Annotated in this window: 18 protein-coding genes; 10 read left to right on the top strand and 8 right to left on the bottom strand. The window is 68.6% G+C overall.

The annotated features are described in order from the left end of the window. Both kstD and ACFXIV_RS29235 read right to left on the bottom strand, forming a co-directional pair. Positions 1 to 1,680, bottom strand: coding sequence for a 3-oxosteroid 1-dehydrogenase (gene kstD / locus ACFXIV_RS29240; RefSeq protein WP_379398885.1), 1,680 nt, complete (start codon positions 1,678 to 1,680; stop codon positions 1 to 3). 12 nt (positions 1,681 to 1,692) lie between these two features. Continuing rightward, the gene (locus tag ACFXIV_RS29235; RefSeq protein ID WP_379421349.1) at positions 1,693 to 2,457 is read right to left on the bottom strand and encodes a glucose 1-dehydrogenase; all 765 of its coding nucleotides are present in this window, start codon (positions 2,455 to 2,457) and stop codon (positions 1,693 to 1,695) included. Between the two features lie 167 nt (positions 2,458 to 2,624). On the opposite strand from ACFXIV_RS29235, the gene ACFXIV_RS29230 reads away from it, so the two are divergent. The 4 genes from ACFXIV_RS29230 (at position 2,625) to ACFXIV_RS29215 (ending at position 6,068) form a co-directional block, all read left to right on the top strand. Then, positions 2,625 to 3,752 (top strand): LLM class flavin-dependent oxidoreductase, encoded by a 1,128-nt coding sequence (locus tag ACFXIV_RS29230; protein WP_379398887.1) that lies wholly within the window; start codon positions 2,625 to 2,627, stop codon positions 3,750 to 3,752. Between the two features lie 54 nt (positions 3,753 to 3,806). After that, a complete protein-coding gene (locus ACFXIV_RS29225; RefSeq protein WP_354834881.1) occupies positions 3,807 to 4,562 on the top strand; it encodes a glucose 1-dehydrogenase in 756 nt (251 codons plus the stop codon). 26 nt (positions 4,563 to 4,588) lie between these two features. Continuing rightward, positions 4,589 to 5,542, top strand: coding sequence for an alpha/beta hydrolase (locus tag ACFXIV_RS29220; protein ID WP_379398888.1), 954 nt, complete (start codon positions 4,589 to 4,591; stop codon positions 5,540 to 5,542). A gap of 73 nt (positions 5,543 to 5,615) precedes the next feature. Next, on the top strand, positions 5,616 to 6,068 hold the full coding sequence (locus ACFXIV_RS29215) for a DUF4189 domain-containing protein (RefSeq protein ID WP_379398889.1): 453 nt from the start codon (positions 5,616 to 5,618) through the stop codon (positions 6,066 to 6,068). A 16-nt stretch (positions 6,069 to 6,084) separates the two neighbouring features. On the opposite strand, the gene ACFXIV_RS29210 is transcribed toward ACFXIV_RS29215, so the two are convergent. The 3 genes from ACFXIV_RS29210 to ACFXIV_RS29200 form a co-directional block, all read right to left on the bottom strand. Then, entirely contained in the window at positions 6,085 to 6,453 is a 369-nt protein-coding gene (locus tag ACFXIV_RS29210) for a DUF5313 family protein (RefSeq protein ID WP_354834872.1), read from the bottom strand. After that, complete coding sequence (locus ACFXIV_RS29205) at positions 6,450 to 6,935, bottom strand: MarR family winged helix-turn-helix transcriptional regulator (RefSeq protein WP_379399025.1); 486 nt, start codon at positions 6,933 to 6,935, stop codon at positions 6,450 to 6,452. Before ACFXIV_RS29205 ends, ACFXIV_RS29210 begins: the two co-directional genes overlap by 4 nt. Before the next feature lie 99 nt (positions 6,936 to 7,034). After that, on the bottom strand, positions 7,035 to 7,460 hold the full coding sequence (locus tag ACFXIV_RS29200) for a nuclear transport factor 2 family protein (protein ID WP_379398890.1): 426 nt from the start codon (positions 7,458 to 7,460) through the stop codon (positions 7,035 to 7,037). 84 nt (positions 7,461 to 7,544) lie between these two features. Between ACFXIV_RS29200 and ACFXIV_RS29195 the strand changes: the two genes are divergently transcribed. The 3 genes from ACFXIV_RS29195 to ACFXIV_RS29185 all read left to right on the top strand — a co-directional run bounded on the left by ACFXIV_RS29195 (position 7,545) and on the right by ACFXIV_RS29185 (position 10,870). After that, a complete protein-coding gene (locus tag ACFXIV_RS29195) occupies positions 7,545 to 8,102 on the top strand; it encodes a TetR/AcrR family transcriptional regulator (protein ID WP_379398891.1) in 558 nt (185 codons plus the stop codon). Between the two features lie 245 nt (positions 8,103 to 8,347). Beyond that, positions 8,348 to 9,571, top strand: coding sequence for a glutamate ABC transporter substrate-binding protein (locus ACFXIV_RS29190; protein ID WP_379398892.1), 1,224 nt, complete (start codon positions 8,348 to 8,350; stop codon positions 9,569 to 9,571). Between the two features lie 75 nt (positions 9,572 to 9,646). Further along, positions 9,647 to 10,870 carry an RtcB family protein gene (locus tag ACFXIV_RS29185; RefSeq protein ID WP_379398893.1) on the top strand — a complete coding sequence of 408 codons (1,224 nt, stop codon included), beginning with the start codon at positions 9,647 to 9,649 and terminating at the stop codon, positions 10,868 to 10,870. Positions 10,871 to 10,876: 6 nt separating this feature from the next. Here ACFXIV_RS29185 and ACFXIV_RS29180 read toward each other — a convergent pair whose 3' ends face one another. Beyond that, on the bottom strand, positions 10,877 to 11,275 hold the full coding sequence (locus tag ACFXIV_RS29180) for a hypothetical protein (protein WP_354834858.1): 399 nt from the start codon (positions 11,273 to 11,275) through the stop codon (positions 10,877 to 10,879). Positions 11,276 to 11,742: 467 nt separating this feature from the next. Between ACFXIV_RS29180 and ACFXIV_RS29175 the strand changes: the two genes are divergently transcribed. Then, positions 11,743 to 13,824, top strand: a complete 2,082-nt coding sequence (locus ACFXIV_RS29175; protein WP_379399026.1) for a RecQ family ATP-dependent DNA helicase — start codon at positions 11,743 to 11,745, stop codon at positions 13,822 to 13,824. Positions 13,825 to 13,837: 13 nt separating this feature from the next. Here the strand turns inward: ACFXIV_RS29175 and ACFXIV_RS29170 are convergent, their stop codons facing one another. Further along, a complete protein-coding gene (locus ACFXIV_RS29170; RefSeq protein WP_379398894.1) occupies positions 13,838 to 14,344 on the bottom strand; it encodes a MarR family winged helix-turn-helix transcriptional regulator in 507 nt (168 codons plus the stop codon). 111 nt (positions 14,345 to 14,455) lie between these two features. On the opposite strand from ACFXIV_RS29170, the gene ACFXIV_RS29165 reads away from it, so the two are divergent. Both ACFXIV_RS29165 and ACFXIV_RS29160 read left to right on the top strand, forming a co-directional pair. Further along, positions 14,456 to 15,298 carry an NAD(P)H-binding protein gene (locus tag ACFXIV_RS29165; RefSeq protein WP_379398895.1) on the top strand — a complete coding sequence of 281 codons (843 nt, stop codon included), beginning with the start codon at positions 14,456 to 14,458 and terminating at the stop codon, positions 15,296 to 15,298. 115 nt (positions 15,299 to 15,413) lie between these two features. Continuing rightward, complete coding sequence (locus ACFXIV_RS29160) at positions 15,414 to 16,514, top strand: methyltransferase (protein ID WP_379398896.1); 1,101 nt, start codon at positions 15,414 to 15,416, stop codon at positions 16,512 to 16,514. Between the two features lie 109 nt (positions 16,515 to 16,623). Here the strand turns inward: ACFXIV_RS29160 and ACFXIV_RS29155 are convergent, their stop codons facing one another. Further along, entirely contained in the window at positions 16,624 to 17,127 is a 504-nt protein-coding gene (locus ACFXIV_RS29155) for a DUF4254 domain-containing protein (RefSeq protein WP_379398897.1), read from the bottom strand. Between the last annotated feature and the right edge of the window lie 272 nt (positions 17,128 to 17,399).

Here is a 17,399-nt window from a genome sequence, read left to right as displayed (position 1 = left end):
TCAGTTCTCCTGTGCCGCTTCGGATTCCGCGTCGGCCAGGTGGTTGGCCGCAATGTAGCCGAACACCATGGCGGGTCCGATGGTGGCGCCCGCGCCGGCGTAGTCGTTGCCCATGACGGCGGCGGAGTTGTTGCCCGCCGCGTACAGGCCGTGGATGACCTCGCCCTGGTCGTTCAGCACGCGGGCGTGCTCGTCGGTGACCAGGCCGCCCTTGGTGCCCAGGTCGCCCGGCACCATCTCGACCGCGTAGAACGGGCCGCGCTCGAGCGGGGCCAGGGTCGGGTTGGGCTTGACGGTCGGGTCGCCGTAGTAGCGGTCGTAGGCCGAGTCGCCGCGCAGGAAGTCCTCGTCGCGGCCCTTGCGGGCGAAGACGTTGAAGCGCTCGACGGTGGCCGCCAGCTTGTTCGCCGGGATACCCAGCTTGTCCGCCAACTCGGCCAGGGTGTCGGCCTGCTTGATGATTCCCGCGTCGAAGTACTTCTGGGGCAGCGGCCGCTTGGGGAAGTTACCCAGGAACAGGTACCGGTCGCGGAAGTTCTGATCGAAGATGAAGTGCGCCGGAATGCTGCCCGGCACCTTCTTCTCCTCCTCGTACATGGTGTGCACGACGTTCACATACGGCGCGGACTCGTTGACGAAGCGCTCACCCTTGGCATTGACCACGATGGCGCCCGGCTGCGAGCGCTCGGCCAGCATGAAGAACGGCGGGCCCCCGGGGTTGCGCACGGACGGACCCCACCAGGCGTCGTCCATGAGATCCACTGCGGCGCCCGCCTTCTGGCCCGCCACGATGCCCTCGCCGACATTCTCGGTCGCGCCGACGGTCCAGCCGGTGTTCTGCGGCCCGTCGATGTACTGCTTGCGCATCTCCAGGTTGTGCTCGAAGCCGCCCGCGGCCAGCACCACGCCGCGGCGCGCCTTGATGGTGACCGGCCGGCCCTCGTGCTCGGCGCGAATGCCGACCACGGCGTCGCCCTCGACGATCAGGTCGGTGAGCGGCGTGTTCAGCCACACCGGCACGCCCGCGTCGCGCAGCGACAGCCACAGCCGGGCGGCGAGGGCCTTGCCCAGGCTGAGCGGCTTGGCGCCCTTGATCAGGTTGAGCGCGGTCTGCGCGCCGACCTTCATGGCGGTCTTCTTGCCGGTCCAGGTGCGCGCGATCATGTTCAGGTCGTGGAAATCCTTGACCGTGATGGCGATGCCCTTGGGCGCGGACATGGTCGGCTGGTTGATCTTGTGCAGATCCCCGCCGAGCAGGCGGCCGTCGATCGGCTTGGGCTCGATGCTGCGGCCCTGCGCGAGACCGCCCGGGAACTCCGGGTGGTAGTCGGAGTAGCCGCGGTCGTAGGCGAAGTCCCAGTGCTTGGAGCGAGCGCCGATGTAGCGGAACATCTCCGGGCCCTGCTCCAGGAACGCCCGCTGCTTGGCCTCCGGAACCCGGTCGCCGACAACGGCTTTCAGGTAGGTGCGGGCCAGCTCCGGGCTGTCCGGCACGCCCGCGGCCTGCAGCACCGGGTTGTTGGGCACCCAGATACCGCCGCCGGAGCGCGCGGTCGAGCCGCCGAACAGGCGGCTCTTCTCGATGAGGGTCACCGACAGGCCCCGGTAGGCGGCGGTCAGCGCGGCGGTCATGCCCGCCGCGCCGGAACCCACCACAACGACGTCGAATTCGAATTCCATGAATCTCGTTCCTTAGTAGCCGCAGCTGGTCAGCATGCCGCCGTCGACGACGAATTCGCCTCCGGTGCAATAGCTCGAGGCGTCCGAGGCCAGGAACAACGCCACCTCGGAGACCTCGACCGGCTGACCCCAGCGCGGAATGGGCAATTCGGAGAAGAAGGTGTTGCCGTCCACCCCGGACGCGCCCGCGACGGACGCGGTCATAGGGGTGGCGATGCCGCCGGGATGAATCGAGTTCACCCGGATACCCGAGTGCCCCAGTTCCCGGGCGGCGGACTTGGTGAGCCCGCGCAGCGCGAATTTGCTCGCGCTGTAGGCGGAGAGACCGGCCGCACCGACGAAGCCCTCGACCGAGGAGACGTTCACGATGGACCCGCCGCCGGCGGCGGTGAGCGCGGGCGCGGCCGTCTTGATGCCGAGGAAAGCGCCGGTGACGTTGATGTTCATGATGGTGTTGAACTCGTCCAGGCTCATCTCCACGATGCGCTTGAACCGCAGGATGCCGGCATTGTTGATCAGCACATCCAGCTTGCCGAACGTGGTGATGGCCGCGGAAACCGCTGCCTGCCAGTCGCTTTCGCTGGTGATGTCGTGGTGCACGTAGTGGACGGCGGCACCCAGCTCGGCGGCCAGCGCCTTGCCCTCGTCGTCCAGCACATCACCGAACACGACCTTGGCGCCCTCGGCCACGAAGCGGCGCACGTGCTCCGCTCCCATGCCCCGGGCACCACCCGTCACCAGTGCCACCTTGCCGTCCAGCTGTCCCACCGATTCCATCCCTTCCTCTGCTCGTCAACCGACGCTAAGTCCCGATGCGGAACCCCGGCACGATGTGGTCCCGGCCACTGAGACAGACCCATGACCTGAGGCTATGGGTGCAGTTGTATTCCGGTTAGGCATAAGCGCCCGGACGGGTGAGGCAGCGTCGCGGCAAGGAGCCCCGGATGAAGTTCTCGATGATCTTCGAAGCGCAGATGACCGACCCCACCGCCGCGCACGAGGCCCAGGTCCTGCGCGATTGCGTCGAGCAGGCCCTGCTCGCGGATCAGGTCGGCTTCGACGCGGTGTGGGCGGTCGAGCATCACGGGCTCAAGTGGTACGCGCACATGAGCGCGCCGGAGATCTTCCTGACCTGGGTGGCCGCCAAGACCTCGCGGGTGCGCATCGGGCACGGCGTGGTGTGCATGCCGTTCGGCTTCAATCATCCGGTACGCACCGCTGAACGCGCGGCCATGCTCGACGTGCTCTCCGGCGGCCGCCTGAACCTGGGCGCCGGTCGCGGCGCGACCGCCGTCGAAACCTCCATGTGCGGAGTCGATCCCGACCGCACCTATCAGGAGGTCGAGGAATCGCTGCGCATGATCGCGGCCGCCTGGCAGGACCCCGAAGGCGAATTCGAGTACCACGGCGAGCTTTTGGACATCGACCCCCACCACCTGCTGCCGCGCCCGGTGCAGCGCCCGCATCCGCCGCTGTTCATGGCCTGCACCAAGAAGGACACCCTGAAGCTGGCCGCCGAGTACGGAATCGGCGCACTGGTCCTGGGTTTCGCGGGCATCGAGGAGATCGCCGAACTGCGCGGCATCTACGACGAGGCCATCGCGGCCCGCACCGGCGACCGCTTCGTCTCCACCGTTGTCAACGATCATTTCGCGGCGCTGTGCCCGACCATCGTCCTCGACGATCGGGAGCAGGCACAGCAGATCGGCGCGCGCGGCCAGCGCTTCTTCGCCCAGTCCATCAAGTACTACTACGGCGCGGGCCCGGTCCCCGACGAGGCCGTGGACCCGGCCGTCGACGAGATCGCCAAGATGCGGCAGGTCGCCGACGAACACGTCGCCTACCTGCACGAGGCCAAGATCCCGGTGAAGACCGGATCCACCGCCATCTTCAACACCGAGCACGCCTACGGCACCGCCGACGACGCCATCGCCTACGTCGAACGGCTGCAGGCGGCCGGGGCCGACGAGATCCTGTGCCTGATCCAGATGGGCACCGTGCCCCAGGACGCATGCCTGGAAACCATCCGCCAGTGGGGCGAGAAGGTCATCCCCCACTTCCGTACCCGATAACACCGTCGTAACCGATAGACGACCGACAAGTAGATGACACAGAAAGAAGTCGAAATGGCTGATCTGACAGGCAAAGTCGCCCTGATCACCGGCGCCGCCCGCGGCCAGGGTGCGGCCGAGGCGCGACTGTTCGTGGAGCGCGGCGCCAAGGTGGTCATCACCGACGTGCTCGAGACCGAAGGCAAGGAACTCGCCGAATCCCTCGGCGACGCCGCACGTTTCGTGCGCCACGACGTCACCGACGCCGAGAGCTGGGACGCCGCGGTCAAGGTCGCCGTGGACACCTTCGGCAAGCTGGATGTGCTGGTGAACAATGCGGCCATCTACATCATGAAGCCGCTCACCGAGACCACCGCCGAAGAGCTGGAACGCATCCTGAAGGTCAACCTGATCGGCGCCTTCCACGGCATCAAGGCCGTGCTGCCCGCCATGACCGCGGCCGGCGGCGGCTCCATCGTGAACATCTCCTCGCAGGCCGGGCTCGAGGGCCTGATGAACCACAGCGCCTACGGTTCCTCCAAGTGGGGTCTGCGCGGCCTGTCCAAGATCGCCGCCCTGGAGCTGGGTCCGGCCCAGATCCGGGTCAACTCCGTGCATCCCGGCCCGATCGCCACCCCGATGGTGCCCTACCTGACCACCGGCCCCGGCAGCTTCCCGACCCTGCCGCTGGAGCGCACCGGCCTGCCCGAGGAGGTCGCCGAACTGGTCGCCTTCCTCGCCTCCGACGCCTCCGCCTACGTCACCGGCGCCGAGGTGACCGTCGACGGCGGTCTCGCCGCGGGCAAGTTCATCCCGCGGAACATGCAGTAAGACAGCGCGATCCAGGAAGGCCCGCAATGACCCTGTCCCCCGAATGGCAGACCTTCGTCGACGCCGCCACCGCGGCGTTCCCGGCGCTGGGCACCGAGGTGCTCGACGCCGCCGAAGCGCGGGCCTTCCTGGCCGCCCGCCCCGCCGCCGCCGTCGAGCCGATTCCCGTTGCGGGAGTGGAGGAATGGCTGGTGCCGGGGCCCGAGAACGCGCCGGAGGTGCCGGTGCGCCTGTACCGGCCGCTGGACGCCGAACCCGTTCCGGCCGTGGTGGTCTTCTACCACGGCGGCGGATTCGTGCTGTGCAGCCTGGACTCCCACGATCGGTTCTGCCGCACCATGGCCAATGAGGCCGGGGTCATCGTGGTCTCGGTCGACTACCGCCGCGCCCCGGAGGCCCGCTTCCCGGCCGCGGCCGACGATGCCTACGCCGTCCTGCGCTGGGTCGCCGACCACGCCGAATCCCTGGGCGGGGATCCCGATCGCATCGCGGTGGCCGGGGACAGCGCGGGCGGCAACCTCGCCACCGTCGCCGCCATCACCGCCCGCGACAACGGCGGTCCCGACATCGCCTTCCAGCTGCTCATGTACCCGCTGCTGGACCCGAACTGCGACCGCCCGTCGCACACCGAGAACGCCGAGGGCTACTTCACCACCGCGGCCCACATTCGGTGGTACTGGGAGCAGTACCTGTTCTCGGACACCGACAAGTCCGACCCCTACGCCAATCCCACCATCGCGGACCTGACCGGACTCCCGCCCGCCCACATCGCCACCGCCGAATTCGATCCGCTGCGCGACGAGGGCGAGGCCTACGGGCAGCGGCTGCGCGAGGCGGGCGTCGAGACCGAGATCCACCGCTGGAACGGCACCGTGCACGGGTTCATGTCGATGGCCTTCCATCTGCGAGAAACCCAGCGCGCCAATGCGACCGCGTTCAGCGCGCTGCGCCGGGCGCTGGCCCGCACACCCGTCGTCTGAAATTCCCCTCGGGTTCACGGGCCGACCGGTTAGCATCACCTGCGTTCACACATCTGAAACGTCAGGAATTCTCTTGCCGGTCGCACGCCTCACTCCCTCGGCGACGAATCACGCCCGATTCGCCACGGGGGCAGCCGCTCTCACCGCGGCCATCACCCTCACCGCGACCCTGGCGGGATCCGCCGGGGCCGCACCCCAGTCCTTCGGCACGCTGGCGCTGTCCCGGTTGAAGAACGCCGCGGTGGCCGACATCGGCACCACCAAGGTGACCGCCGACGCCGCCGCCATCCGCGACTGCGCCAACTACGACTGCGAGATCGTGCTCCGCTTCACCGGCGGCTGCGGCGTGGTCGCCCAGGGCGCGGACGGCACCTGGGGCTGGGCCCAGGGCGCGAGCCTCGACGAGGCCGAACAGAACGCGGTGAACGGGCTCGGCCAGAGCGCTCCCCAGTTCCCCGACCTGGGCAGCGCGCAACCCCGCGCCGCCCACGTCGTTGCGAGCACCTGCACCGAAAGCGGGCAGTAGCACCGGTTTTCGAGGCTCAGTGCGGGTACTGGGCCTCGTAGGCCGCGCGTTCGGCGGCCCGGCGAGCCGCCCGCGCCGGATTCTCCAGGTCCTCGGGGAAGCCGTGCTTCACCAGGCGGTGCGCCCGGTTCATCGGCATGTAGGCCACGATGTAGAACAGCGCCAGCAGCAGACCCAGCAGGATCACCGCCAGCTTCAGCCACAGCTCACCCGGCAGCAGGAATGCCAGCGCGAACACCGGGACCAGCGGCACCAGCTGCCGCACGAGGTGCCGCGGCACCGCCCAGGGTCCGGTGAGGTCGTTGCGCACCCACTCGTGCAGATCCTCGGGCAGCACGCGCCCGCACGAGTAGCCGAGCCACTGAACAGGGTTGGGGCGCTTCATTTCCGGTTTCCCTTCGTCGATCCGGCCTGCTCGCCATCCGCCAAGACCGACCGCCGCGCCGCGGCGTTGACCCGGTTCAGCACCTCGCGCAGCTCCTCGAGATCCGCCAGGCTCACCCCCAGCCGCGCCACCACCGCCGGCGGAATCCGCTCCGCCTCCCTGCGCAGTTCGCGCCCGGCCTCGGTCAGATCCACGACCAGATTGCGCTCGTCGTGACTGTCGCGCCGGCGAGTGATGAGCCCGGCCGTCTCCAGCCGCTTCAGCAGCGGCGAGAGCGTCGGTGAGTCGAGTTGGATGGCCTCGCCGATGTCCTTGACCGACATCGGCGCCTCACCCCACAGGGCCAGCATCACCAGATACTGCGGGTGCGTCAGGCCCATGGGCTCGAGCAGCGGCCGATACACCGCCAGCACCGCCCGATTGGCCACCGCCAGCGCGAAGCACACCTGCCGGTCCAGCCGCAGCGGGTCCTCGACCTCCAACTCCACCGGTCAGCCCTCCTCGATCGTCTTGGTTAGGGCAATAATAGTTAATGCGCTAACTGTTCGTCGACGATCGGGTGGGTAATCGATATCACACGCTCAACCCTGCAGCGCCTGCCGCATGGTCAGGATCCGACCGGTGTCCATGTAGTCACGGAAGAGCGTGACCAGGCCGTTCTGCACGCGAATCACATTGACAGAGCTGCGGATCCAGGCGCGCGGCTGCCCCGGGCGGGTGATGTCGATATCGACCTCGGTGATGAACAGTTCCGGATCGCCGGTCTCGTGAACGACCGGACGGATGCCGTGCAGCTCCAGACTCGGCATTCCCGACCAGCGGGAGGCCAGGTACTCGCGGATCGCCTCCCGGCCCTCGATGCGGGTGGGCTCACCGGGAATCAGGAACGGGATCTCGAATACGGCATCCGGATCGAAGAGCGCGACGAACCGGTCGGCATCGCGCGAGGGCAGGCTCTGAAACAGCTGTTCAACAAGGTCACGAGGGGTTTCGACGGAAGTGGACACGACTGCCTCCAAAAACGGAACGTTGGACCCGGTTAGTATTCGGGGCGTGCGCCCCGTTTGTCAACGGGTGGGTAGGCTGTCGGAGTGACGGATCGACCCCTGCGCGCCGATGCGCGCCGCAATCGCGAGCGGGTGCTGGCCGCCGCCCAGGAAGCCTTTGCCGCCGAAGGCCTTTCGGTGCCGCTCGACGAGATCGCCCGGCGGGCCGGCGTCGGGGCGGGCACGGTGTACCGCCACTTCCCCACCAAGGAGGCGCTTTTCGAGGCCGCCATCCTGGATCAGGTCGAGAAGATCACCGCACACGCCCGCGACCTGACCATCGCCGACGATCCGGGGACGGCGTTCTTCGAATTCCTGGAGAAGCTGGTCCTGCAGGGCGGCGTCAAACGCGACCTCGCGGACGCGTTGCGCGCCAACGGCGGTGAATACCCGCGCACGGTCTCGCGCGACCTCGAAACAGCACTGGGGACCCTGCTCTCCCGCGCCCAGCAGGCGGGCGCGGTGCGGCCCGACATCAGCGTCGGTGACCTGCTCACCATCATCAAGGGCATCTTCCTCGCCGCACACGACACGAGCGCGACCCCGGGACTGCGCGAGCGCACCTTCGCCGTGATGACCGACGGATTACGCACCTCGCGCTGACCGGCCGGAACAAACGGAGACCAGCCCGTCCAGCCGTTCGCAAACCTGGGGCAATAATCGCTGAAATATTGCGGAATTGCCTGAAGCGCGGGCGAATCGCGCGTCCAGTTCGGCGATGTCCGCACGTTTTCTCAACTCGGATGATTTGATGCACCATGTGCTGACCGGTTGCCTCTCCGGCACCTCGGCCCGGGGCTGTTCTTCGACGTTCATCCGCACGAGTTGACGACAGGAGATCGGATTCGATGAAGCGTGCGATCCGCGCCGTCGCGGTTATGACCGGACTGGCACTCGCAGCCTGCGGTAACACTCCGAAACCCGACGACGCGCCGCGGTCGGCGCCACCGCGGACGCTGACCATCGGCATCAAATTCGATCAACCCGGGCTGTCGGTCGAGGGACCCGACGGCAAACCCCACGGCTTCGATGTCGACACCGCCGTCTACATCGCCGACAAGCTCGGCGTCACCCCCGACCACATCACCTGGCGCGAGGCCCGCACCGATCAGCGCGAGGACCTGTTGAACTCGGGCGCAGTCGATTTCATCGTCGCCTCCTACTCCATCACCGCCGCCCGCCAGCAACTGGTCTCCTTCGCCGGGCCCTACCTGCTGGCCGGGCAGGACCTGCTGGTGCGGCAGAGCGAACGCGCCATCGACCAGCCCGAGGACCTGGACGGACGCACCGTCTGCACCGCCGAGGGCTCGACCTCCGCGGACAAGATCCGGCGCAGCTTCGCCCAGAACGTGAAGCTCGCCACCCGCGACACCTACGCGGAGTGCGTCGCCGACCTGATCGCGGGCACCATCGACGCCGTCACCACCGACGACGTCATTCTGGCCGGATACGCCCACGAACACCCGGGCGTGCTGCGCGTGGTCGGGCACCGCTTCACCCGCGAGCGCTACGGGGTCGGCGTGCGCAAGGGTGATCTCGAATTGCAGAGCCGCATCACCACGGTCATCCGCATGATGATCGACGACGGCAGCTGGCGGCGCGCCATGGACGCCGATCTCACCGCAAGTGGATACACGCCGCTGCCCGCGCCGGTGGTGTTCAATGCGCCGGACAAAACGGTCACTCCCGGCGATCCAACCACCCTCGACCCGGAATTGGTGAATGCGGCCACGGCCGTCGCGGCCACCTCCAATGCTCGCGACTGGGAGGGCTTCCGTTCCCTGGTCTGCCCCGAAACAGCCGACACCATCGACCAGATCGTCTTCCAATACACCCCGCAATTCGACAAATCACTCGGTGCGGAAGTGAAGAACGCCGGCTACACGAACACCGTCACCGGAGTCACCCAAAACGACCCGAACTCCGCCACCTTCGCATTCCACGAAACCTTCACAAACGTCCCCGAGAAATACCGCAGCTACTTCAAGGACATCGATTACACCGGCACCATGGTCCGGCGCAACGGCGCCTGGAAGCTGTGCGGCCTCGCCGCGGATTTCGTCGAACCCTGACCGCCGGATAAATACGGTGCACCGGGACGGGCGGTGGACCTACCGTGGACGGCAGTCGAGAGGAAGGAAAGTCCCATGTTTCCCGTCGAGCTGCGCGGTACTCGGGCGCAGACGCTCATGTGGGCCCACGAGCACGAGGTCGAACCGGCCGCGCTGCAGCAGCTGCGGAATATCGCGCAACTGAAGTGGGTGTACGGGGTACGGGTGATGCCGGACGTGCACCTGGGCAAGGGCGCGACGGTCGGCTCGGTCATCGCCATGAAGGACGCGGTCGCGCCCGCGGCGGTCGGGGTGGACATCGGTTGTGGAATGGAGGCCGTGCTCACTTCGCTGACCGCGGCCGACCTGCCCGACAACCTGCACTCGCTGCGATCACGAATCGAGGCGGTGCTGCCGGTGGGATTCGCGGCCCACCACGACCCGGTGAACGTGAACCGGTTGAACGCAGAGGTTTTCGGTCAGCGCGCGGCGGGCACCACCCTGCGCGCGGGGTGGGACCGCTTCTGGAAGGCGTTCGATTCACTGGATCCGGCCGTGCAGGCACGCGAGTCCAAGGCACACAAGCAGATGGGAACGCTGGGCGGCGGCAACCACTTCCAGGAGCTGTGCATCGACACCGAGCAGCGCGTGTGGATCCTGCTGCACTCCGGAAGCCGCAATATCGGCAAGGAACTCGCCGAGCGACACATGACCGTGGCCCGCAGACTGCCGCACAATGCGGATCTGCCGGATCGCGACCTGGCGGTATTCCTGTCCGGGACACCGGAAATGGACGCCTACCGCCATGACCTGACCTGGGCGCAGGAGTACGCGGCGCGCAACCGCGCCGTCATGCTCGCCCTCGTCTGCAAGGCAGTACGCGACGAATTCCACGGTCTGGACGTGCGATTCGACGATCCGATCTCCTGCCACCACAACTATGTGGCGGAGGAGGTCATCGACGGGATCCCCATGCTGGTCACCCGCAAGGGCGCGGTGCGCGCGGGCGCGGGCGACCTGGCGCTGATTCCGGGATCTATGGGTACGCGCTCATATGTGGTGCGAGGCAAGGGGAATCCGGCCTCGTTCCAGTCGGCGTCGCACGGCGCGGGCCGGCGGATGAGCCGCAATGCGGCCAAGCGCCAGTTCACCGTGGCCGACCTGGTCGCACAGACCGAGGGCGTGGAGTCCCGCAAGGACGCCGGGGTGATCGACGAGATCCCCGCGGCCTACAAGGACATCGACCAGGTCATCGCGGCCCAGTCCGACCTGGTCGACATTGTCGCCACGCTGCGGCAGGTGCTGTGCGTGAAGGGTTGACCGGGGTCAGCGGCGGCGGAAGGTCGCCGCTGCACCCGCACCCACCAGCAGGATGCCCACGATGAGCGGGAATCCCGTTTGCAGCCACTGGAACAGCGCGATGTGCATGTCGTCGGACACCGGCAGATCGCCGATCAGGCGGAAGGTGTCGTCCGGGAAGATGAAATGGATGATCCCGGGCAGCACCCCCCACACCAGCCCGGCGATGATGGTGCCCGCCGGCGAATAGGCGGCCAGGGCCGCCACCAGCAGGAACACCACCGCGGCAATGAGGATCTCGACGGTCGAGCCGACGCGGTCGGCGAAGTCCCCGAGGATCGTCCACTGCCTGGTCCCGGCCGCGCCGCGGGCGGCGAGGACGATGCCGACGGGGGTCAGGATCAACCCCACCAGCGCTCCGGTCACCGTCCGCGAAACACCTCCACTACTGCGAAACTCTGTACCCGGCGGAGTCCACCCCGCGGGCGACGGAAACTTCTCCGGCATCTGCGTCTCCCTGCGCACCCCCGGACGCCCTTCGTGCCCGGAATCCTATTGTCCGTCCGCGCACGGGATTCCGCGCGATCTTGACCCCACCGCAACCAAGGCGGTCTCCACCGGTGTCGTACAGGGCAGACGTTTGTCCGGTTCGGAGTATTTGCACGGGTCGCGCGCGCGGGTGGCACGCAAGGGGTGCGAAGTCGGTCGAAAATTCGGGCAGGGGGCAGGTGGTGTCGGTGCGGTGGGGCACCATGGAGCGCGTGACCTCGACCGACCCAGCCGCCTCGCCCGCCACCGACCCTTCGGCCTCAGCGACGACCGGCACGTCCCGGCCGTCGCCCGATACCGCCGACCCCCGATCGGCGGCCTCGGAGCCGGTTCGCGCGGGCGGCCTGCGGGAGGACGCCGAGTCGCTGCTGCGGGAGCTGGCCGGGCCGCAGGCGCGGCTGCGCGAGGATCAGTGGATCGCGATCGAGGCGCTCGTAGTGCAGCGGCGGCGGGCACTGGTGGTGCAGCGCACCGGGTGGGGCAAGTCGGCGGTGTACTTCATCTCCGCGAAGCTGCTGCGGGCGCAGGGGCGGGGGCCGACGGTGATCGTGTCGCCGCTGCTGGCCCTGATGCGCAACCAGGTCGCGGCGGCCGAACGCGCGGGAGTCGTCGCGGCGACCATCAATTCGGGGAATGTCACCGAGTGGGACGAGATCCACGCGCGGGTGGCGGCCCGGGATGTCGATGTGCTGCTGGTGAGTCCGGAGCGCTTGAACAACCCGGACTTCCGCGATTCCGTGCTGCCGAAGCTGGCCGCGGACGCGGGGCTGGTGGTGATCGACGAGGCGCACTGTGTGTCCGACTGGGGCCACGACTTCCGGCCGGACTATCGGCGGATCCGCACGCTCATCGCCGATCTCGGGTCCGAGGTGCCGGTCCTGGCGACCACGGCCACCGCCAACGACCGGGTGGTGACCGATGTGGCGACCCAGATCGGCACGGACACATTGGTTTTGCGCGGCAGTCTGGACCGGGAGTCCCTGCATCTGTCGGTGGTGCGCATCCCCGATGCGGTGCAGCGCACGGCCTGGCTCAGCCGGCGGCTGCACGAACTGCCGGGCTCCGGCATCGTCTACACGCTCACGGTGGCCGCGGCCCACGATCTCGCCGACGTTCTCAACTCGCACGGACACCACGTCGCCGCCTATACCGGGCAGACCGACCCCACCGAACGGGAAGCCCTCGAGGCCGCGCTGCTGAACAACGAGGTGAAGGCGCTCATCGCCACCTCCGCGCTCGGAATGGGTTTCGACAAGCCTGATCTCGGCTTCGTCGTGCACCTCGGCGCGCCCTCCTCCCCCATCTCCTACTACCAGCAGGTGGGCCGTGCGGGCCGCGGCACCGAGCGGGCCGAGGTGGTGCTGCTGCCCGGCCACGAGGACCGGCAGATCTGGAGTTACTTCGCGTCGGTGGCCTTCCCGCGCGAGCACATCGTGCGCTCCGTGCTCGCCGCCCTCGACACCGACCGGCCGCTGTCCACCGCCGCCCTGGAACCGCTGGTCGAGCTCAACCGCTCCCGCCTGGAGATGGTGCTCAAGGTGCTGGACGTGGACGGCGCGGTGCGCCGGGTGCGCGGCGGCTGGCTGGGCACCGGTCAGCCCTGGGCCTACGACACCGAACGCTACGAGCGGCTCAGTGTGGCGCGCGAGGCCGAGCAGCAGGCCATGATCGACTACGAGTCCACCGCCGAGTGCCGGATGACGTTCCTGCGCAGGCAACTCGACGATCCCGGCCTCACCGCGGACGCCCGCTGCGGCCGCTGCGACAACTGCACCGGCACCCGCCTGGACATCGCCGTCGACGCCGCCGACCTGGCCGATATCCGCACCCGCCTGGACCGCCCCGGCATCGATCTCGCGCCCCGCAAGCAGTGGCCCACCGGCCTGGCCAAACTCGGAATCCCGTTGTCCGGCAAGATCACCGACGGTCCCGAGACCGGCCGCGTCCTGGGCCGCCTCAGCAACCTCGGCTGGGGTCAGCGCCTGCGCCCACTCCTCGACGGCCCCGACGCCCCGATCCCCGACGAGGTCTTCCGCGCCTGCACCACCGTGCTGCGCGAATGGAATTGGGCCCAGCGCCCCACCGCCGTCATGGCTCTGGACTCCGGCGCGCACCCGATCCTGACCCGCTCACTGGCCGCCCGCCTCGCCGAGGTCGGCCGCCTAGCGGACCTCGGCGTCCTCCACCTGCGCCCCGACCTGCCACCGGTCTCCGCCGCCAACTCGGCCCACCGCGTGGCCGCCCTCCACAATGCCTGGGAGACACCGGATCTCAGCGCGGTCGATGGCAAGCGCGGGGAGGCGGAGCGCATCCTGCTGGTCGACACCCTGACCGACACCGGCTGGACCTTCACCATGGCCGCCCGTATGCTCCGCGCCGCGGGCGCCGCCGCCGTCCTCCCCTTCGCGCTGGCCACCCCGTCCTGATCACCCCGCGAGCTCAGGCGTCGGCGGGCGGGCGGCGGTTCTTGAGGTCGTCGATGGCGTCGACATAGCGGAGCATCAAGCGGGCGAATTCGAGGCGGTCCTGTTCGGGCCATTCGGCGGTGATGTATTCGTACGCGGCACGCTGCCGGCGACGGAAGGTGCGCATGAACTCGAGGCCCTGCTCGCTCAGCTCGAGGACCGCGCGGCGGCCGTCCAGCTGGGAGGGGACGCGCCGCAGGTAGCCCGCCTTGATGCTGTCAGTGACCATGCGGCTGGCCACCGAGGGATCGACGCACATACCCGCGGCGATACCGCCGACCGTTATCTCCTGCCCGGGCTCGCGGGGGTCCTGGCCGATGCCCTGAGGGCAGCCGAGCACCATGCCCAGCAGCAGGGCGCGGGTCGAATCCTTGGTGCTGATGGGGTCTTCGACCTCCTGGAGGACACCGCGGCGGAGCTTGCCGAATGCCGGTCCGATGGCATCGAGCAGCTCGTCGGGGGTGCGGTCGTCCTGGGTCATGGGCACATCGTATCTGCATGCATTCGCGAACATATGTGTTGACTCGCAAATGTGTGCATGACAGCATGCATTTGCCCATCTGCATGGATTCTCACTCGATCGGAGTACGCCATGACCATCCTCATTACCGGCGCCCGCGGCCAGATCGGCCGCGCCGTCCTCACCACCCTGCACGCCCGGGGTCTGCCCGTCCGCGCGGCCAGCAAGGACCCGTCCGCCCTCGACCTCCCCGCCGGAATCGAGGTCGTCGCACTGCGCGGCGACGATCCCGAAAGCCTCACCGCCGCACTGGAAAACGTGCGCCAGGTCTTCCTCTACGCCGACCCCGGCACCGCGACCACCTTCGTGCGGGCTGCCGAGCAGGCCGGGATCGAGCATGTCGTACTGCTGTCGTCCTCCGCGGTCGACTCCCCCGACGCCGCTTCCAACCCAATCGGCGCCAGCCACCTGGCGGTCGAAAAGGCGCTCGCCGCTTCGACTCTCGCCACCACCACGCTGCGACCGGGCGGATTCGACAGCAATGCCTTCGGCTGGATCCCGGCCGTCTCGGCGGGACAGCCCATCGAGCACGCCTACCCGGACGCCGCCCTGGCCATGATCCACCCGCTGGATATCGCCGATATCGCCGTCGCCGCCCTCACCGGCCCCGAATTGCGCGGCCGCACAGTCAGTCTCACCGGCCCCGAGGCGATCAGCTTCCGCGCGCAGATCGCCGCGCTGTCGGAGGCCATCGGCCGGGAGATCCCGATCGTCACCATCACCCCGGAGCAGGCGCAGGCACAGCTGTCGCAAACCATGCCGCCGTACATCGTGGACGCCCTGCTGACCATCTGGGCGCTCACCACCGAGCAGCCCGAGACCCCGGCCGACACCACCGACACCCTGCTGGGCGTCCCGGGCCGCACCTTCGCGCAGTGGGCCCGCGAGAACGCCGCCGCCTTCACCGCCGCCTGACCCGCGCCACGCCGGGCCGATTGCCCGGCCGTCACGGAAACCACTGCCCACCAGGGACGCAGCGCGTAGGCTCAGGCAAATCCCGCAGTCGCCGAACGATCCTGGGGAGTTCAACATGGCGTCCGCATCACTCAAAGCTCCACCTTTGCCGTTGCTGCGCGCCATCACCTGGCTCCGCGACGGCATGTATGCCCTGCATCGGCGGCTGGTTCCCGGGCATATCGCGCTCCTGGAACTGGCCACGGCCGGATATCTCAGTCAGGCCACCTGCGCGGCGGCCGAGCTGGGCATCGCCGACGCGCTCGCCGAGGGCCCCAGGCAGCCTGCCGACCTCGCGGCGGCGGTCGGCGCGAACGAGGACGCGCTGCGGCGGCTCATGCGCCTGCTGATCAGTGCGGGCGTGTTCGCCCAGCGCCGGGACGGCGCGTACGAGCTGACCGGCATGTCGCAGGCGCTGTGCTCGGATGCGCCGGTCACGCTGCGGGATCTGCTCCTGTTCTTCGGGGCCGATCTGCATCGCAAGCACTGGACGCACCTCAGCGGCTCGGTCCGGTCCGGCGGATCACTCTGGCCCGAGCTGGAAGGCATGGAGTTCTTCGAGTTCGCCGACAAACACCCCGAGGCCGGGGAGATCTTCGACCGCGCCATGACCAGTGTCAGCAGTCTGTCCAACGAGCCGTTGCAGGCCGCCTTCGACTTCGGCCGATTCGGCTCGATCGTGGATGTCGGCGGCGGGCGCGGCAGCCTGCTCGTCGACATCCTGCAACGCCACCCGTCCATGCGCGGCACCGTCTTCGACCTGCCCCGCGTGCAGGAAGGCCTCGAGGAAAAGCTCCGGATGCCGGGCCTGACCGGCCGTCTGACCTTCGAGCCGGGCAGCTTCTTCGACTCGGTCCCCAAGGGCGCCGACGCCTACCTGCTCAAACACATCCTGCACGACTGGTCGGACGAGGATGCCGAACGCATCCTGCGCACCATCCGCGTCGCCATGGAATCCGAGGCGCGCCTGCTCATCATCGAAATGGTCATGCCGCAACACCACCGCCCCCACCCGGGCAAGATCATCGACCTGGAGATGCTGATCCAGACCCCGGGCGGCCGGGAACGCACCCAGACCGAATTCGGAAACCTGCTCTCCCGCAGCGGATTCGTGCTCACCGGGGTGACCGCGACCGCCGCCCCCGACTGCGTGATCGAGGCCCATCCGGCGTGGTGATCGGGCCTGCCCGCCCGATCAGTGAGGCACCCGCGCGGCGTGTGCGGTGCAAGGTCACACGCCCGGCGCGGGCCTCCCGCCACCCGGATGCGGTTGCCGCACCGGCACTTCAGGCGGAGCGGCGGATTCTCGGGCCGACAACCCCTGCGGCCCGATCGGTCCAGCCGTCCGCCATCTGCGCCAGTAGGAACCAGGCGGCGTGTACTTGTTCGTCCGATACGTTCTCGGCCGTCCGGAGCAGATGCACGGCGCGCACATGGGCGGCCGCCATGGCATCCACCACGGCCCCGAGGGATTCGGCCCGCGCTGCACCCCTCGGCAGCGCCCGGCTCGTCACCCACTCGTCGATGAACGAGACCAGTTGAGCGCGTAACTCGTCGATCCCGCCCGCATCGCCGGACTGTTCCCGCCGCTGCAGGTGCAGTTCGGCCAGCGCCCGGGCCCAGCGGGTGACCGCGTGGTCCTCGGGCTGATCACCGATGTGGCCGCAGAAGGCGGCCAGCAGTTCATGCCAATCGGGCAGTAGTGGGCGTTCGGCGAACCTCTCCTCGAAACTCGTGTCACGTCCGCTCGCCCGCCACAGCTCTGTGCTATCAGGTTGCGTTACGTACATACCTACCTCCACGGGCGGTGCGGCGCACCCGGAGCCGCGGGCGATCACCGGACCGCGAGCCCGGCGCGGCAAGGGCGGACCGCGCCGGATCCAGGCGACCGCTATCGGCGAAGGGCACATCTCGATGCGGCACCGGGTGCTCCTCAAGCATGAACCTCCGGGCCGTCCCGCCCACTGCCCTTCCCCCGCCCTCCCCCTGCCCCTCGCCCGAGCGACCAACCGACCGGTTCGTGGCGTTACTTCGCCTCTCCCCCAATGCAATTCGCCCGTAA

The sequence above is a fragment of the Nocardia sp. NPDC059236 genome, assembly GCF_042754085.1.
In the GTDB taxonomy this organism is placed as follows: domain Bacteria; phylum Actinomycetota; class Actinomycetes; order Mycobacteriales; family Mycobacteriaceae; genus Nocardia.
This window is presented reverse-complemented; position numbering and strand designations above follow the sequence as displayed.

Bases quoted from the DNA above. Each gene is read 5' to 3' on its own strand.
- ACFXIV_RS29210 (WP_354834872.1), bottom strand. From the start codon at position 6,453: ATGAAGCGCCCCAACCCTGTTCAGTGGCTCGGCTACTCGTGCGGGCGC.
- ACFXIV_RS29170 (WP_379398894.1), bottom strand. From the start codon at position 14,344: ATGACCCAGGACGACCGCACCCCCGACGAGCTGCTCGATGCCATCGGA.
- ACFXIV_RS29165 (WP_379398895.1), top strand. From the start codon at position 14,456: ATGACCATCCTCATTACCGGCGCCCGCGGCCAGATCGGCCGCGCCGTC.
- ACFXIV_RS29190 (WP_379398892.1), top strand. From the start codon at position 8,348: ATGAAGCGTGCGATCCGCGCCGTCGCGGTTATGACCGGACTGGCACTC.
- ACFXIV_RS29220 (WP_379398888.1), top strand. From the start codon at position 4,589: ATGACCCTGTCCCCCGAATGGCAGACCTTCGTCGACGCCGCCACCGCG.
- ACFXIV_RS29185 (WP_379398893.1), top strand. From the start codon at position 9,647: ATGTTTCCCGTCGAGCTGCGCGGTACTCGGGCGCAGACGCTCATGTGG.
- ACFXIV_RS29160 (WP_379398896.1), top strand. From the start codon at position 15,414: ATGGCGTCCGCATCACTCAAAGCTCCACCTTTGCCGTTGCTGCGCGCC.
- kstD (WP_379398885.1), bottom strand. From the start codon at position 1,680: ATGGAATTCGAATTCGACGTCGTTGTGGTGGGTTCCGGCGCGGCGGGC.
- ACFXIV_RS29235 (WP_379421349.1), bottom strand. From the start codon at position 2,457: ATGGAATCGGTGGGACAGCTGGACGGCAAGGTGGCACTGGTGACGGGT.
- ACFXIV_RS29155 (WP_379398897.1), bottom strand. From the start codon at position 17,127: ATGTACGTAACGCAACCTGATAGCACAGAGCTGTGGCGGGCGAGCGGA.
- ACFXIV_RS29225 (WP_354834881.1), top strand. From the start codon at position 3,807: ATGGCTGATCTGACAGGCAAAGTCGCCCTGATCACCGGCGCCGCCCGC.
- ACFXIV_RS29230 (WP_379398887.1), top strand. From the start codon at position 2,625: ATGAAGTTCTCGATGATCTTCGAAGCGCAGATGACCGACCCCACCGCC.